Below are 15,282 nucleotides of genomic sequence, written 5' to 3'. Positions count from 1 at the left end.
TCTGTATACGTTTTAACTACGATGGTTTGGGTGCTTTTCCGGAGTTGTTTAAAGTATCGTTGTTATGGCTTGCTGTTTTGGACCCATGGGCTAGGGCGATCGCACCCACATTTGTCCCCACTAACCCTAGGGCCGCTGGCACTAACGGCACCCACAGCCCCATGGCAAACAGGCCCCAGCTCGTGCCATAGAGCACAATTACGGCCCCGCCCAGACTGAGTAACCAAACTGGCCAGACTCGCGGTTTAACGGTTAGCCCTATGCCTGCAAGCGTCCACACCGTGATCCACAGTCCGTCACTCCATGCGGGCAACGTTTGCAACACCGATAAGTCATCCAGTGCTGCTGCTGTCACATAGTTAAAGATCTGGGCATGAATATCGATGCCGGGTAGAGTTTCTCGGGGCCATTTTCCTGCTCCAATCGGGGTCAGAAAATACTCCGTCGGATTGGACGTCGGCGCACTCATACCGAGTAATACAGCACGAGTCTCTAAACTTTCTAACGAAATCTCATCCGAGAGTACTTCCGTCAGGGTTATCCGCTGGGCAATATCAGAATTAGGTGAGTACTTTAACAGCGTTTGAAAACCACGACTATCAATGTCTTGATAGCCACCGCTACGATCTTCTAGGGGCGTAAAAATAGCCGCACCCAGCTGTAGCCGATCACGATCCAGATTTTCCGGCTGAATCCCCAAAGCATCTAAATAATGTAACGCTGTGAGCATGGCCAAAGACATCCGACTCGTGCAGAGGCTGGTGGTATCTGGCTGGGCAAACAGCAGCTGCCGCCTCAAAATACCATCCGGATCAGGCACCACATTCCCAAAGCCTACTCGGTTTTCCGGCATACTAGATGGGGGGCCTATGCCAGATTTATTGGCGTCACCGGCCTGGCCAAAACTACAAACAGCCACCAAATTATCCTGTTGCTGAAAATGCTGTCCTAAGGGCCCTGATTCCGGGGTTACCCGGTTACGCGCAATATCAAAACCGATAACGTGCGGTTGATACGGCAGTAACCGATCAATCACCTGCGCCAACACATCATCGGGAATGGGGTACCCATAGGTATTGACATCAGCTTCTGTAACCTCGACAACAAGCAACCGCGAGTCATCAATGGTTTGGGTCGGCTGCTGTCGCATGAACCGATCGTAGGCCAGCAGCTCTGCCCGTTGTAACCCACCTGTCCAACGCAGTAGGCCAACGGCAGCGGTGACTACGGCACTGATGGTCAACAGAGTTTTAATCGGCAAACCACCTACTTTAGGGATAGTCCTAAACCTATGGGGCTGAACAGGCGCAACATCTGCCTTGGCCAGCTGCGACCAGCGTTTGGGCAGAGTTGGATTGACCTGAAAGATAATTGGTAACCAGCTAGCACAGGGAAACCGATCTTCCAGCCCCTGGAGTCTTTCCCTTGCCTGACGAGCCGCCAGGTAAAGGGATTCACCCGCCACAAAAGCATCTAAAAAGTATTTCAAAAATGTTTGAGCAACCCGATCAGGTACAGGTTCACGCATCAGAATCATTTGTGGCAAACCGAGGGGGGCCAGGGCTGACGCCAGACCTAACCCATCGCAAGCGTTAAAAATCGCTAGCTGTAGTCCCTGTTTAATCGCCTGGCGTAACCCATACTTCAGCTCATCTAATGTGAGACTTTCTTGAGGGTTAATATAAATCGTGCCTGCCCCCGACTCAGTGCGACCATGACCGGCAAAAAAAAGTAAGTCCCAGGGTTGTTCCCACAGCTGATCGGTAATCTGTTGTCGCTGGGGTTCCACTAAAAAAGTCACCTCCGCCCCAGGAATCGTCTCCAATAGCTGACGATCTGCGTCTACATCAATGCCACTGCTATCACCGAGAATGGCTAAAATTTTAACGATCTCCTGTGGGGTTTCACGGTCTTCGCCTCGTTTAATCGTGGGCGTGCCCAGGGCAATCTCCACCTTCGGATAGCGATCCACTAACTCCCACAAGTGCCAGGGTAGATGGTGCAAATGGCCATTGGTTGTACGCATTACCATCCGCACCGTATCCGTTGGGCTCAGCTCTTCTCGCAGCGGTTGATCAATCGAGGCAAACGTGGATGATTGTAACCAGGTTTTAAACTGCTGATCCAGATGTTTAGCCTCCTGCTGACAGGCATCAACCGTATGCAGAGACCCCACATAGGTGATTTCTACTGGCTGGATGCGCGAGGGTGTATCTAGGAGACGATAGCTATCTTGCCACTTTTGCAGCTGTTGCAACAGCTGGGGATTGGCAGGCAGAGAGCCAATGGCTTCGATATCTGGCCGAGCACCTTCTTCGCCAATCTCTAGAAGCACGTGAAATCCAGTGGTGGCAATATCACCCTCAAGTTTTAGAGTTACCAGTTTTTCGGTCATGGGTCTGGGAGAGGGATGGGCAGGATTCTAGCGAAGGGAACACAGGAGAGGGGGAGTTTTGGGTTCTTAGTTCTTAGCTGTTTGGTAGGTACTCCCAATTAGCTATCAGATATCCAGGCCCCCTTCCGTTTCCAAGACGTTAAACGGTTGGTTCATATCTTATAAAGGATTGAGCTAGCCTACTTAATTTTGAGCTAATAACTATTTGGTAGATGCGATCTAAGTAAACAGCTCGAATTCAAAATTCAAAATGCTCAGCAAGCTTAGAAGAGCAAAGCTCTACAAAACTCAAGACTTTCTAAATAATAAAGGTTTCAGCAAAGCTGGCGTTTTGCAATGCGACTCTAAGGCTAAATTGTTCGCCGGGGCTGCCGGTAAATTTGAGCTGAATTGCTTCCGTGGCCCTGGCTTCGGCCTGCATCACGTCTTGGTTGTCGGCATCTAGAACACTAAGTTGTAGCTGGGGAGGCAGGTAAGTTTGTTCTTGCGTACAGTAAACCTGCACCTGAATCTCTGTTGAAGATTCGGATAAGGGCAAAAGACCCAGGGCAAGGGTGATATCTTGGTCATTGAGACTAATGCGTTTGCAACGGCCAATTATGCCTTCTCCCAAACCTGTTGTTTGGTTTCTGAAGGCTAGGCTGGCTGGGTTAACAAAGCTGTCTAATGCTTGCCAACTGTCATCGGCCAGGTTTTGTAACCACTGGCTGAGCTGGGTAATTTGTTCGCTGGCCTGTTGGGTCGCTTGCTGCATCCTCTGTTGAGCCATAGACGGTGTGAGCAACTGCGAGAGATCTTCCATGGGCTGCAGCTGCGCTAGGGGAACTGGCTCAGTGGCTTCGCTAACAAATCCAAGCAGGGTGGCCAAGCGTAAATTGTTGTCGAGTTGTACAGCGACATAGCCAATGCGATCGCAACTGACCTCAGGGGCAATGGTCAATTCAGTTTCACCCGGTAGCACCGGGCAACACTCCAGCTGCCCCTGGTCGGCCACCGCTAACCCCGCTGTTCCCAATAACATTTGCTGCACCGGGTTAAGACCATCGCTAGCGTCTAGATCGGGCTCGAACCCCAGACATTCCAAGTAAAAACGAGTGGCATAAATAGCCAGCGTATTGAGATAAACCTGCTTGCCTTTCTGCGGATTTGACTGATTTTTGCGGAATTGTTCGGCCTGGTGATGAGGTTCTAAGGAGAGGGGGACTGTAAAGTCCGAAGGAGGAGGGGAGGTGTTCATGGCGTGTGTCTCACAAGTGGGCAAGCGTTTAAGCGAGTTGTTGAAATAAGTCTGGTAGATTGGGTCTAAAGCAGCTCCCGGAATTGATCCGAAAACTTGTCACAGCAGCGCTGAAAGAAACTGCTAAGGGTGGGGATTTTGATATCAAACTGGGTCGAAATCTCTTCCCAGCTTTGGTCAGCGAACCGAGCTAGGGCAATGGCTTGAAAGCTAGCATCCGGTCGCTTACGAATGTGTGTGGATTTGAATACGTCATCGCGGTCGGCCGCGATATAGTCCTGGACATCCTTCGCCAGGGTGGATGTCGGTTCTGGCTGAGAGAGCCGCTCCAGGTCGTTCAGGTTAGGCAATTCCTGGGTGTTGCGATCGCTAAATTGCCGTCGGCATTCGATCACCATGCGGTCTAGCCGAAAATTCACCCAGTTCATAAACTTTTGCGCCTGACCCCGCTCTGGGTCGTAGGTGTCAATTTTTTGACACACATACACCAGGGTGCGGTTGACGGCTTCTTCATAGAGCAAGTCATAGAAAGAAGGCGAAAACTTGGCCCGGTGGGGATGGGCCAGCCTACCACTGGCCCGAATAGCCTCCACTAGCTGGAGGAGGGCATGCTGCCGTAGAGGGCTAGGATTGGGCTGGCCTTGGGCTTCTAGGGCCAGACCTTTGAGTAAGGGGTCAGTTAGGGCATCTTTAGTCGCCTGGGCCCGCAATTGATAGCCCCAGTTGGGGTCAGTGTCTAGAAGGCTCTGGTCGAGGCAATCCTGTAAAGCCTGGGTGAGCTGTTGGTGAATGCGATCGCAAATTTCCTTATAGATACCGGTCAGGGGCTGACCTCGGGGGGGGCGTCCTATTTTTCGCGATCGCATCATCGTTTCAACCAAATCAGAGAATGCGCGTTCAGCCTCCCCTGGTGCTTGCCCCTGGAGAACCAAGATAAGTTGCTTAAAATGCGATTCCATAGACGATCTTGGTGAAATGTAATTCGAGGGTTCATGTAACCTCCTCAAGATTATCGACTCGTTTCTCCATAACTCGTTCAATTCGATCATTTTTTATGCAAAATGCAATATTTTTCGATGATTGCCACCCTTACCCATCGAAAAATATTTTCTGAAATCCATCAAAGCCTTGCATAGCAAAGGAAATGGCGATCAAGAAAAAACTAATTTCAAAAAAACTAATTTTTTTGCATAAAACCCATTGCAACGCCACGAGTGACTACTGAACGGAAAGAAAACAGCACCAAAACAAACCTGTCAACTTCTTTCCAAAATCTTGTAAGTCTTCACCATTCAGGAGAACCCTTCCATGGCTTTAATTAACGGCACCCCTTTTAATGACAATTTAGTTGGCACAAATCTAAACGACATCATCAACGGTCTCGCAGGCAACGACAGAATTCGTGGTCTCGCAGGTAACGACATTATCTTTGGTGGCTTAGGCAATGACTGGATCGACGGTGGCCTAGGCCTTGACCGTATGGACGGCGGTGCTGGCATTGACACCCTAGATGTGCGCTTCTGGAACGGAGCCTATGTATTCAATATGAACACAGGGGTGACCAACTACGCTGGAGAAACCGCCACCAACTTCGAGAATGTTTTCACAGGGGCAGGCAACGACACCATCACCGGTACTGCTGGCAACAACGTCATCAGCACTGGCGCAGGTAACGACCGTGTATTTGCAGGCGCAGGCAATGACACGATCTACGGCGGCCCTGGCAACGATGTGCTCCGGGGTGGACACGGCAATGACCGCATCTTCGGACAAGCGGGTAATGACTGGATTGACGGTGGTTTTGGTGTTGACCGCATGGACGGCGGTGCTGGCATTGACAGCTTAGATGTGCGCTTCTGGAACGGGGCCTATGTGCTTAACATGAACACAGGGGTGACCAACTACGCTGGAGAAACCGCCACCAACTTCGAGAATGTTTTCACAGGTGCAGGTAACGACACCATCACCGGTACTGCTGGCAACAACGTCATCAGCACTGGCGCAGGCAACGACCGTGTATTTGCAGGTGCAGGCAATGACACGATCTACGGTGGCCCTGGCAACGATGTGCTCCGAGGTCAAAATGGCAATGACCGCATCTTTGGCCAAGCCGGTAACGACTGGATTGACGGTGGCCTAGGCCTTGACCGCATGGATGGCGGTGCTGGCATTGACACCCTGGATGTGCGCTTTTGGAATGGGGCCTATAACCTCAACATGATTACGGGGGTAACTAACTACGTCGGTGAGACTGCCACTAACTTTGAGCGGGTCTACACTGGCGCCGGTAACGACATTATCACCGGTACTTCTGGAGCTAACTATATCCACACAGGGGCAGGCAACGACAGCGTCTTTGCGGGCGCAGGCAACGATACTGTGGTTGGTGGCCTTGGCAATGATGTGCTACGCGGCGAAGCAGGCAACGACTACCTGTTGGGTGATCGTGGTAACGATATCCTAGTCGGTGGTCTCGGCAACGACCGCTTGAATGGAACAACTCTTACCGCCGAAGGCACCGGTGAACGCGATATTCTATTTAGCGGCAACACCAATGACACTGACGTCTTTGTTCTAGGTCAAAATGGTCGCGTCTTCTATAACGACCAGGGCAATACTGACCATGCTGTTCTGCGTGACTTTGATGCCTACAACTTTGTTGGAGATATTGCTGACAGAATTCAGCTAGTTGGTAGCGCAGCCTCTTACTCCCTATCTAACGTCTCAGTGAATGGCGTAGCCGGTGCTGGCATTAGCTTTGGTGGAGACCTAATTGGTATTGTCCAAGGTGTCAATGCCGCTAGTCTCAACCTAGCTAACACTAACCAATTCACCTATGTCTAAGTTCTCCTTGACTGGTGTGTGACGAGTTCAACCCATAAGCGTTGACTGTAATGGCCGATCGGAGCTACCGATCGGCTTTTTTTGTGTCAAGCCCTGGTACTTTTTGGCGTCAGTTTGCCCACTATCCAATGGGGATGGGGGGATGCAATTGCTGTCCTATTCACAACTCTGGAAATTTTGTCCAGTCTGCCTAGGCATCTCCCTAGGCGATTTTTCGGTGCTGTGTGCGGCTGGCTACAGATTTTCTCACGCTTCAGTCGTATAAGAATCCATAGAAGGTGAATCAGTAAAGAGCATATTTCTAAAGCTAGGACTAAAGCTAGGAAGTTGGGGCTAAAACACTCAATACAGGGAGTCAAAAAGAATGAACTACATCATAAATGAAAGCCAAAAAAGGAAAATCATTGATGCACTTAGGTTTGCAGCTGACATAGGCAATGCTAGAGCGGCACAAGATTGGAATAAATTGGCCGACTACCTAGAGGTTTTAGAGTCTGAAAAACCCCAAACCGACCAATTACTATCTGTTTCATCCCCCTCTAAGCCGCCAGTCGCTACACCCCAGTAAGTGACTGGCGCTTGGCAATTGTCTGTAGCCATTTTCTACCAGGCGCGATCGCATCTTAGAAACCACTTAGTTTCCATAACGCCCCTGACCCTCTCGCTTTGGTTTATCAGGGGCTTTTTCATGTGATTTAAAATTGCGCTCTGCTCCACAGCCATACTTGTGTTGAACTCACTTTACCCATGTTAGTGCGATTGTGAGCCTGAGAATCTCCCTAGAAACCCAGGGCTTGTTGCAAACGGACGTGGTCTACAGAACTAATGTTAAATCGCCCTTTTTCGACATCGCGCACCCAACTCTGACTCTTGCCAAGGCGCTCGGCCAGAGCACGCTGAGAAAAGTTTTGGCGTTGGCGGGCTGCTTTGATGGCATGACCGGAAAGCGTCCCTAACGGGTCTGATTGAGACTTCCTGCGACGACGTTTAGGGGCACGGCGATGTACTGTTTGTTGCCAGTCTTCTGATAGCTCAAACCCTGCAAGTCGTGCATTGATCAGCCGCTGCCACTTATCTCGGGGAGCCGTGTCCGTTAAGCTCCGGATCTGGTTAGCATCATTCACCCAAAACTCAAGAGCATCGTCAACATCATCAGGAATGTCAACCGCTTTGGCCCATAACGGCTGAATATCAAAAGAATAAGTCTCTGGATCAAACAGGGGGGTGAGCCCATAATAGTAAATGGCTTCCAGATCGCTTTCAAAGGTTTTAAGCAGACGCTTATGGGCACCCCGTACAGTGGTTGCTGCCACTAATCGATCTGTGCCATAGGCAATGCGCAGCAGGGTGCGAACGGTCAGCCGATGATCACTCCCCAGCCGCAACTTAAACAATAGCCATAGAAGCAAACGGACGGCTCCTTCATGCTGTTGCCAATTACTGAGGACTTCTGTAAGCAAAGATTTGGGTAAGTTGCCGTACTGGTAAAAAGCCGTTTGGTTACGATAGTCTCGCTTATTGAGAAAGTGTTTAGCCCAAATACCGGCTCGCACAGTAAAACTCAGACCAATCAGATGGCGATCTCCCTGGGCATCTGCTTCAAAATAATATTCGGTGTCAAGCAGATGCCATATGGGGTGTTCATCCAGGGAGAAGGCATGGACTTTGCCCTGGCGAGGCCAGTCGACTGCGACGAGCAGTTGACAAGCTTGATACACCAACTGTTTGATTAGAGTAAGCTTATCCAATTTGGTCAGATCTTTACGCTTATCAAGCCCCAAATATTGCTCAATGTGTTGGTTGTTCAATACGAAGGAAGTTTCCCAGGGACAATCAACCGTGACCGCATAGGCAGCAAAAATTAAATGGAGACAGGTGGCACGAATATCGAATTGAGTGATGGCAGCTGTTGCCTCATACTCAGACATGGGAACAGGAGAATGACTTTCGGGGTTTATGGTCAGTCGAAATCGCATTTCTCCTCGATCGCGGTGCACTGGACGGCGATAGCAGAGTTGGCCATCCGCATCAGTTTGCCACGACAGATGCTGGCGCTGCGCTAAAATGTTGCAGGCCTCCCAAATCACCATGGAAGAAGCAAACGGTGTGGTTTTGCCATTGAGAAAGATGTCAGGAATTGCTGGTGGCAATAAGCTACTTTTGTAGCGCCCTTTTTTGGGGCGCAGTGGAGCCAGTGCATCAACGTCACAGGCTTCTACACAGCGTGGAATGTCTACATCTGGGCAACCATCGCAGCGGGTGGGATCAATCCAATAGCTTTCGCCGTCATCTGTAGACTTAATTGCTCCATGGGGGCACTGCGGCTGGCAAATATTACACGCAATACAATTGTCTTTGACAGTGTAGACCATAAACAAAATGCATCCACTGATCAACCCATTAGATTGGTGGCGTCCTATAGATTTTGATCTTTATTACTGAGGCTTGAGTGCAACAATCCTTGTCAACAAAACCTTATGGGTAGAGGGCTCAAAAAATAGGAAGTTGTTACGAGGCGCGGCTCTATTGTTTCTCACTCACATCACTAGATATAACAGCTTAACTGATACCTTGGTTTCTATGTGACCTGGATGCGATTTAACAATTTTTTTAGCAACTATTGAGAAGATGTTTAGGGCGGACCTTTGCCGCTAAAAAAATGTTACTTAAATCACTGTTTTCTAGACAAGAATAACCCATAAAAATCATGGATACTACGCCCATGGTTCGCTGAAACGAACTATCAGATTTGAGTCTTCAAAATACATTCTTCTGTAAGGCCTAACTTTGACTGACACTGCTCTTAAGGGAAGTCTTCTGGGATTTAGGATATGGACTTTGGCTGGAAATATTCCAGGGGTTTCCTGCATAAATTAATCGGTTATATTGTTCTTTTTATAGGTATAGATATTCTTATATGCCAACCCCCAGTCAGTTCGTTATACCTGAGCGTTAATGAAAATTTATTTTCTTGACACCCTATCCGACGTAGAACAACGGCGATGACTCCCCTAGCTGGCGAATGACAACTCAGTAATCGATGGAGACTTGAGTGAAAGATGGAACCTAGCAAAAAGAGAAGCGTTGCAACAGAGCTAGATGATCCAGAATCGTTGTTCTTGCTCTCGGAGTCAGAGAAGATGAGTGAGACGGATGCTGGCGCAGGATGATATAGAAATTGAATGATGTAGTATGGCTAGGCAGTGCGATAGCTGCGATTATTGGGGCTGTTGTCGAGGTATGCCATGAAAGTATCCATAGAACATCTCTATCACTTCAGTTGCGATCGCTGCCAGAAATGGTGGGCTATTGGCGATTTCCCTTGGGGTAGTCAGGCTATGCTGTGGTGCCCGTGGTGTGGACATGAGAACAGGCTGCCAGAGAAGCCGTTAACAGGAGATGATTTCATTGATAATCAGAAGGTGCTGAACCCGTCCCCTGGTCAAATCTATCGCCACTACAAACATAATCCAGCAGCGGGCAAGTGGCATGAATATGAGGTGGTTGTCATCGTTGAAGCTGGGCAAGGGTTTCATGCTTCACCCGCTTACTTCACAGCGATTCATACAGAGTCAGGGAGCTATCATGACATTCTTCCCGCAACAGAAAACTCTACTACAAAGCATACTGGTAATAAGCACTGGGCATTTCCTGAATTAAGTGAGCCACATGTTTGCTACAAAAGTACCCAAGACAATAGCGATAAGTACTGGTTGCGCCCCCTCTCAATGTTTACGGATAAGCGCTTTACACTGGTTTCCTGATATGAGCTTCCATCTCACTAGTGATGCCTTGGTCTTTTCTACTATCAAAAAAAAATGCTTCAGTTAGCAGTTTTTTGATAGCTGTCTATATCAGCTAGTGGCCTGGCCTTGGCATGCTTAAAACTTGGATTAATAAATCCGAATATAAGCCCCCATGATCAATCCATCTATCCCTATTAAAGTCATTGACTGAGCGAGATTGTAGGGCATTAAGCAATTTAGTGTTTTGTTTTCAGGGAAAATTCAGCAAGGTATCGTTCAATGACAGTCGTGGAAGTCAAGCTTCCTGGCTGCAAGCCGTCAACTACCCGTTTATTTAGATATGGTCCAGTCAATTCCTGCTCCACAGACATTGCCCAGTTTCGAGGCTGCTCTAGGTCAACCATTGACCAAAACGCCCATCAGCGTTTTACAAATCAATTTAGGCCGCAAGTGCAACCTCAGCTGTAGTCACTGCCATGTGGAGGCTGGCCCCCATCGCACTGAGGAATTATCCCCTGACGTGTGCAATCAGCTAGTGGAAATGATTCATCAGTTTCCACAAATCCAGACCGTAGATTTAACCGGTGGTGCGCCGGAGATGAACTATGGGTTCCGTCCCATCGTGGAAGCTGCCCGTGCCCAAGGGAAAGAAGTGATTGTCCGTTCAAACCTGACAATCTTTTTTGAATCTGGCTACGAAGATCTACCTGATTATTTTGCCAAAAACCAATTGCGAGTAGTGGCGTCACTGCCCTGCTATCTAGAAGATAATGTGGACAAAATGCGGGGACAGGGCGTCTACCATGACTCGATTCAGGCACTACAGCTATTGAATCAACAGGGATATGGCAACGATCCAAATCTGGTGATTGATTTAGTCTACAATCCGCCCGTGCCCACCTCTGAAAACTTTTCCCTAACGCCGGGACAGACCGGATTAGAAAAGGATTATAAGGCTTACCTCAGCGAACATTTTGATATTCAGTTCAATAGCTTATTCACCATCACCAATCTACCGATTGGCCGTACTAAATTTCATCTGAAACATCGTCAGCTCCATGATCCCTATCTGACGTTTTTAGCCCAGCATCATAATGCTGGCACGGTAGCCCATCTAATGTGCCGCAGTGAGCTATCGGTGGATTACTTAGGTCAGGTCTATGACTGTGATTTTCACCAAATGGAGGGGGTGCCAGCCCTGGATGCCCAAGGGCAACCCGTCACCATCAAGTCCTTGCTTGAGCGTGGCACATTAGACGTGGTCGAACAGGTGCAAACCCGTCCCTACTGTTTTGGTTGTACCGCCGGCAGTGGGTCTAGCTGTGGAGGTTCTCTAGTTTAGAGACCAAGCTCTCTGGAAAGTCTGGGCCTAGACTTTCCAGAGGGGATAGGGAACACCGTCTTTTCAAGATAAACTTACACAGGAGTATTTCTAATGACAGGCTCAAAAAACATGCTTGGCCCTTTGCCAAGTAATCAGTCGAAACTAGCTAAAGTACTGACTAAATTTATGTCATTTGCTTTTATCGGGATGGTGTTGCTGGCAGCGGCTCCAGCTATGGCTCAGGACGCCAGCGGTGGTATCCAGGGCACGCTTCAAAACGCTCTCAACTGGGTTGAAGGCTTGGGACCGGTGGCCCCCATTGTCTTTATCCTTATGTATATCGTTATCACCGTATCGTTCTTACCTGCATCGGTGGTGACTTTGGGCGCAGGGGCCGTATTTGGCATTGTCAAAGGCACCATTCTTGTGTTTATCGGTGCAATGCTGGGCGCTACGGCAGCATTTCTAATTGGGCGCTATCTGGCCCGTGACTGGGTATCCAATAAGGTATCGGGTAATCGCATCTTTAAGGCCATCTATGACGCTATTGAGAAAGAAGGCCGCAAAATCATCTTTTTGGTACGTCTTTCTCCAGCCTTTCCATTTAACTTGTTGAACTATGCTCTGGGACTGACCAATGTGTCTTTAACTGACTATGTGTTGGGCACGGTGGGCATTTTGCCAGGCACTATTTTATATGTCTACCTCGGTGGTGTCGTCGGTAGTGCTGCCACTGGACAAGAGAGAAGTCCTGCAGAATGGGCGTTTTTACTTGTGGGTTTGGTGGCCACATTTGCTGTTGTCTTTATTGTGACTAAGGTTGCTCGCAAGTCTCTACAAGAATCTCTTCCTGAGACTAATCAACCTATTGAAGCCGAGTCTTAGACGCTGAGTCTTAGACGCTGAGTCTTACGGATTACTCAGAAACACTCAGGAGCTCAGTAACATTCATCACTCTGCACCCTGAATTTCCCTCGACGCATCCTCCGCTTATTCTGGGAGGAGCGAGGGAACTTGGTATCATACTCACAATGACACTCGTATCGCCATGGTCCGAAAAAAACATATCTGGGGTCTGTTGATTGTGGCTACAGTGGCCCTTTGGGGTTGGCGATTAGTACATATCCTATTGGACCATCAGGCACTGACCGAGCTCATCGAAAACTCAGGTAATTGGAGAGTTGCTGTTTTTATTGGTGCCCATACCATAGCCGCTGCCGTGGGGATTCCTGGAACAGTGCTGGTGGTTATAGGGGGGGCCCTATTTGGCTTACTTTGGGGCACACTGTGGTCCATCCTGGGGGCAACCGCAGGCGCATTGATGGCCTTCTGGCTAGCGCGATATCTGTTCCATGGTTGGTTTGAGCGACGGTTTTGTCGACACCCTCGGTTTAAGGGGATATTTTTACGGTTAGACAAAACCATGGAACATCAGGCCTTACCCTGTGTGCTGGCGGTCAGGTTTGCCCCCATTTCCCCCTTTAACGTGGTGAACTTCCTCTTCGGTTTAACCAATATTGCAGTGACGCCCTATGCCCTGGGTACTTTGATTGGCATTATCCCTGGCACCATGGCCTATACCTGGTTAGGGGTTACAGGGGTTGATGCTCTGCGCAATGGTGACTGGTGGCCCGTTGTTATTTGTTTAAGCTTATTGGCATTGCTATCCTTAATGCCGATCTTGGCTCAGAAATATCGCCGGAGTGAACTGCGGTAGACATTGAACCAGTGCCTGGACAGCCAGGTCTCTTTAAAACACTGTAGGATAGGCCCAGATCGATGGGATAGCGGACAGTGTTAAGTCAATTTTTTGATCAGCACGTTAGAAAACGTCAGCAGTACTGGCGACTTACGAGCAGATTTGTGATTGGCCTTCTGCTGAGTGTGGCCTTAGGCTTTACTATCTTTGCTTCGCCTGAGTCCTTTGCCCAGGGGATTAAAAACCAGGAAAGTACTGTCCAGGAAGAGGAGATTTCCACCGAGTGGATTGTGGTGGATGGTCAACGTCTATTCCAAGTGGCAGAAACTAAAGAACTGACAGAAACCCGAAGAGCCCAGGGCATCAACTGGGAACTGGCAGAGCTTATGAAATCCAGTGAACCTCTGTCGGTTAGGGTAGATATTTCTAGATATACGCCCATTATCTACAATGGTTCATCGGCGAGGACAGGCCGTCGGTTGTTATCGGTGACGGCCAATGACCTGCGGGCCATGAACCCACCTGTAAATGTTAAAGAAGATACCCTGGATCGCCAGGCTCGAATTTGGGCTGAGAATATTGAGGAAGGGTTGAAGCAAGCACGGTTGGAACGCAGTGGGGATTATTTGCTGCGGGCTACGCTCACATCCCTTGCTGTCTTGTTAGGAGCCGCAGGACTGCATTATTTCCTGGGGTATCTCTGTCGTCGTTATGTATTGCCCCTCTTTCCCATAAGTGTTGCTCAACCGCTACCGGGGACAACTGGCATTGGTCGCACTGAGTTTTCACTGGCACGCTTTAGTCTTCAACTATTACTGTTGGTGTTGCGGGTGGCTCTCTGGCTATCGGCAGTACTCTTCGTGGTCAGGCAGTTTCGATTCACCAGGGCTTGGACCCATCGTATACAGGATGGACTGGCGGAGTTTTTTATTGATCAAGCACTGCCGTTAGGAGAAACGAGCCTCTCCATTGCCGATATTCTGGCTTTGTTTGGGTGGCTGGGAATTTTAGTCCTGGTGGCTAAAATTGCAACAAATGTGTTGCGATCGCGACTTTTACAAGCTTCAGGTCTCAGCCTGGGCATGCAGGCGGCCATTGCTATCTTAATCCGTTACTTCATCTTATTTGTCGGCATCATTGCAGTATTACAGCTGTGGGGCATCGATCTCAGCTCTCTGACGTTGCTTGCCAGTGCCCTGGGTGTGGGACTTGGTTTAGGCCTGCAAAATATTGCCAAAGACATTAGCAGTGGCTTAGTGCTGGTTTTTGAGCGCCCGATCCAGGTGGGCGATTTTATTGAACTGGAGGGGAAAATGGGTCGGGTGGATCGCATTGGCCCCCGCAGTACGGATATTCGCACCCTTGATCAGGTGTCGATTATTGTGCCTAACTCACGATTTTTAGAGCAGGATGTGATCAACTGGAGTCACCGTAATCCCCTATCGCGCATTCATATTCCGGTGGGGGTTTCCTACAACAGCAACCCAGAGACCGTTAAGGCAATTTTACTGGAGGTGGGACGGCAACATTCCCAGGTGATGGCAGCCCCTGCCCCTGAAGTATTCTTGAATGACTTTGGCGAAAGTTCCTTTAATTTTGAGCTGCTGGTATGGATTCGCAAACCTCAGCTATATCCCCAGGTGAAAAGTGATTTAAACTTTGCGATCGCAACCGCTTTCCGCAAAGTTGGCATCGAAATTCCATTTCCCCAGCGAGATATCCATCTCCCCAAAGGACCGCTGCCAGTTACCCTATCCGAAGATAGTCTGAATAAACTCGACAAGCATCAGCGTTGGGATAATAACAAAACCTAGTCAGAAACAGCTTATAGAACAGTTGAAGAGCAGCCTTGCAGATTTCTGCAAGGTGACTTCTCAGATTTTGTCATTCAGGCTTATAGAAAAACCCGATGACGCCCCCTATTTCATCACCTAGTCTTTAGATGGTTCAGTTGTCATAGAACCCATAGGCTGTTGTTTTGAAATACATCTAACAAGACGTGAAACAGTTCCGCATCCATAGGAGTTCAGCCAGAGT

At 48.9% G+C, this 15,282-nt stretch carries 11 protein-coding genes; 7 read left to right on the top strand and 4 right to left on the bottom strand.

Annotated elements, in window-relative coordinates; genetic code table 11:
• Nucleotides 1-16: 16 nt before the first annotated feature.
• The 3 genes from SPB21_RS13645 to SPB21_RS13635 all read right to left on the bottom strand — a co-directional run bounded on the left by SPB21_RS13645 (nucleotide 17) and on the right by SPB21_RS13635 (nucleotide 4,591).
• Nucleotides 17-2,395, bottom strand: a complete 2,379-nt coding sequence (locus SPB21_RS13645) for a CHASE2 domain-containing protein (RefSeq protein WP_499866847.1) — start codon at nucleotides 2,393-2,395, stop codon at nucleotides 17-19.
• Between the two features lie 298 nt (nucleotides 2,396-2,693).
• On the bottom strand, nucleotides 2,694-3,632 hold the full coding sequence (locus SPB21_RS13640) for a DUF1822 family protein (RefSeq protein WP_499866846.1): 939 nt from the start codon (nucleotides 3,630-3,632) through the stop codon (nucleotides 2,694-2,696).
• Between the two features lie 65 nt (nucleotides 3,633-3,697).
• Nucleotides 3,698-4,591: a hypothetical protein gene (locus tag SPB21_RS13635; RefSeq protein WP_499866845.1), complete on the bottom strand. Its 894-nt coding sequence runs from the start codon at nucleotides 4,589-4,591 to the stop codon at nucleotides 3,698-3,700.
• Nucleotides 4,592-4,940: 349 nt separating this feature from the next.
• On the opposite strand from SPB21_RS13635, the gene SPB21_RS13630 reads away from it, so the two are divergent.
• Nucleotides 4,941-6,476, top strand: coding sequence for a calcium-binding protein (locus tag SPB21_RS13630; RefSeq protein ID WP_499866844.1), 1,536 nt, complete (start codon nucleotides 4,941-4,943; stop codon nucleotides 6,474-6,476).
• 364 nt (nucleotides 6,477-6,840) lie between these two features.
• The gene (locus tag SPB21_RS13625; protein ID WP_499866843.1) at nucleotides 6,841-7,044 is read left to right on the top strand and encodes a hypothetical protein; all 204 of its coding nucleotides are present in this window, start codon (nucleotides 6,841-6,843) and stop codon (nucleotides 7,042-7,044) included.
• A 211-nt stretch (nucleotides 7,045-7,255) separates the two neighbouring features.
• Here SPB21_RS13625 and SPB21_RS13620 read toward each other — a convergent pair whose 3' ends face one another.
• Complete coding sequence (locus SPB21_RS13620) at nucleotides 7,256-8,848, bottom strand: helix-turn-helix domain-containing protein (protein ID WP_499062314.1); 1,593 nt, start codon at nucleotides 8,846-8,848, stop codon at nucleotides 7,256-7,258.
• 873 nt (nucleotides 8,849-9,721) lie between these two features.
• Between SPB21_RS13620 and SPB21_RS13615 the strand changes: the two genes are divergently transcribed.
• The 5 genes from SPB21_RS13615 (at nucleotide 9,722) to SPB21_RS13595 (ending at nucleotide 15,059) form a co-directional block, all read left to right on the top strand.
• Entirely contained in the window at nucleotides 9,722-10,240 is a 519-nt protein-coding gene (locus SPB21_RS13615) for a hypothetical protein (RefSeq protein ID WP_163663087.1), read from the top strand.
• Nucleotides 10,241-10,562: 322 nt separating this feature from the next.
• A complete protein-coding gene (gene arsS, locus SPB21_RS13610; protein ID WP_499866842.1) occupies nucleotides 10,563-11,564 on the top strand; it encodes an arsenosugar biosynthesis radical SAM (seleno)protein ArsS in 1,002 nt (333 codons plus the stop codon).
• A gap of 93 nt (nucleotides 11,565-11,657) precedes the next feature.
• Complete coding sequence (locus tag SPB21_RS13605) at nucleotides 11,658-12,431, top strand: TVP38/TMEM64 family protein (protein ID WP_163663093.1); 774 nt, start codon at nucleotides 11,658-11,660, stop codon at nucleotides 12,429-12,431.
• 163 nt (nucleotides 12,432-12,594) lie between these two features.
• Entirely contained in the window at nucleotides 12,595-13,263 is a 669-nt protein-coding gene (locus SPB21_RS13600; protein WP_006514881.1) for a TVP38/TMEM64 family protein, read from the top strand.
• Between the two features lie 146 nt (nucleotides 13,264-13,409).
• On the top strand, nucleotides 13,410-15,059 hold the full coding sequence (locus SPB21_RS13595) for a mechanosensitive ion channel domain-containing protein (protein WP_163663096.1): 1,650 nt from the start codon (nucleotides 13,410-13,412) through the stop codon (nucleotides 15,057-15,059).
• Nucleotides 15,060-15,282 lie beyond the last annotated feature (223 nt).

The organism is Leptothoe sp. ISB3NOV94-8A, assembly GCF_043421595.1.
GTDB classification, from domain to species: Bacteria; Cyanobacteriota; Cyanobacteriia; order Phormidesmidales; family Phormidesmidaceae; genus Leptothoe; species Leptothoe turfae.
The sequence above is the reverse complement of the archived record's forward strand: the minus strand, read 5'-3'. Positions and strand labels throughout refer to the sequence as shown.

Excerpts from the sequence above, each read along its gene's own strand:
- SPB21_RS13645 (WP_499866847.1), bottom strand. The coding sequence starts at position 2,395 with ATGACCGAAAAACTGGTAACTCTAAAACTTGAGGGTGATATTGCCACC.
- SPB21_RS13640 (WP_499866846.1), bottom strand. The coding sequence starts at position 3,632 with ATGAACACCTCCCCTCCTCCTTCGGACTTTACAGTCCCCCTCTCCTTA.
- SPB21_RS13635 (WP_499866845.1), bottom strand. The coding sequence starts at position 4,591 with ATGGAATCGCATTTTAAGCAACTTATCTTGGTTCTCCAGGGGCAAGCA.
- SPB21_RS13630 (WP_499866844.1), top strand. The coding sequence starts at position 4,941 with ATGGCTTTAATTAACGGCACCCCTTTTAATGACAATTTAGTTGGCACA.
- SPB21_RS13625 (WP_499866843.1), top strand. The coding sequence starts at position 6,841 with ATGAACTACATCATAAATGAAAGCCAAAAAAGGAAAATCATTGATGCA.
- SPB21_RS13620 (WP_499062314.1), bottom strand. The coding sequence starts at position 8,848 with ATGGTCTACACTGTCAAAGACAATTGTATTGCGTGTAATATTTGCCAG.
- SPB21_RS13615 (WP_163663087.1), top strand. The coding sequence starts at position 9,722 with ATGAAAGTATCCATAGAACATCTCTATCACTTCAGTTGCGATCGCTGC.
- arsS (WP_499866842.1), top strand. The coding sequence starts at position 10,563 with ATGGTCCAGTCAATTCCTGCTCCACAGACATTGCCCAGTTTCGAGGCT.
- SPB21_RS13605 (WP_163663093.1), top strand. The coding sequence starts at position 11,658 with ATGACAGGCTCAAAAAACATGCTTGGCCCTTTGCCAAGTAATCAGTCG.
- SPB21_RS13600 (WP_006514881.1), top strand. The coding sequence starts at position 12,595 with ATGGTCCGAAAAAAACATATCTGGGGTCTGTTGATTGTGGCTACAGTG.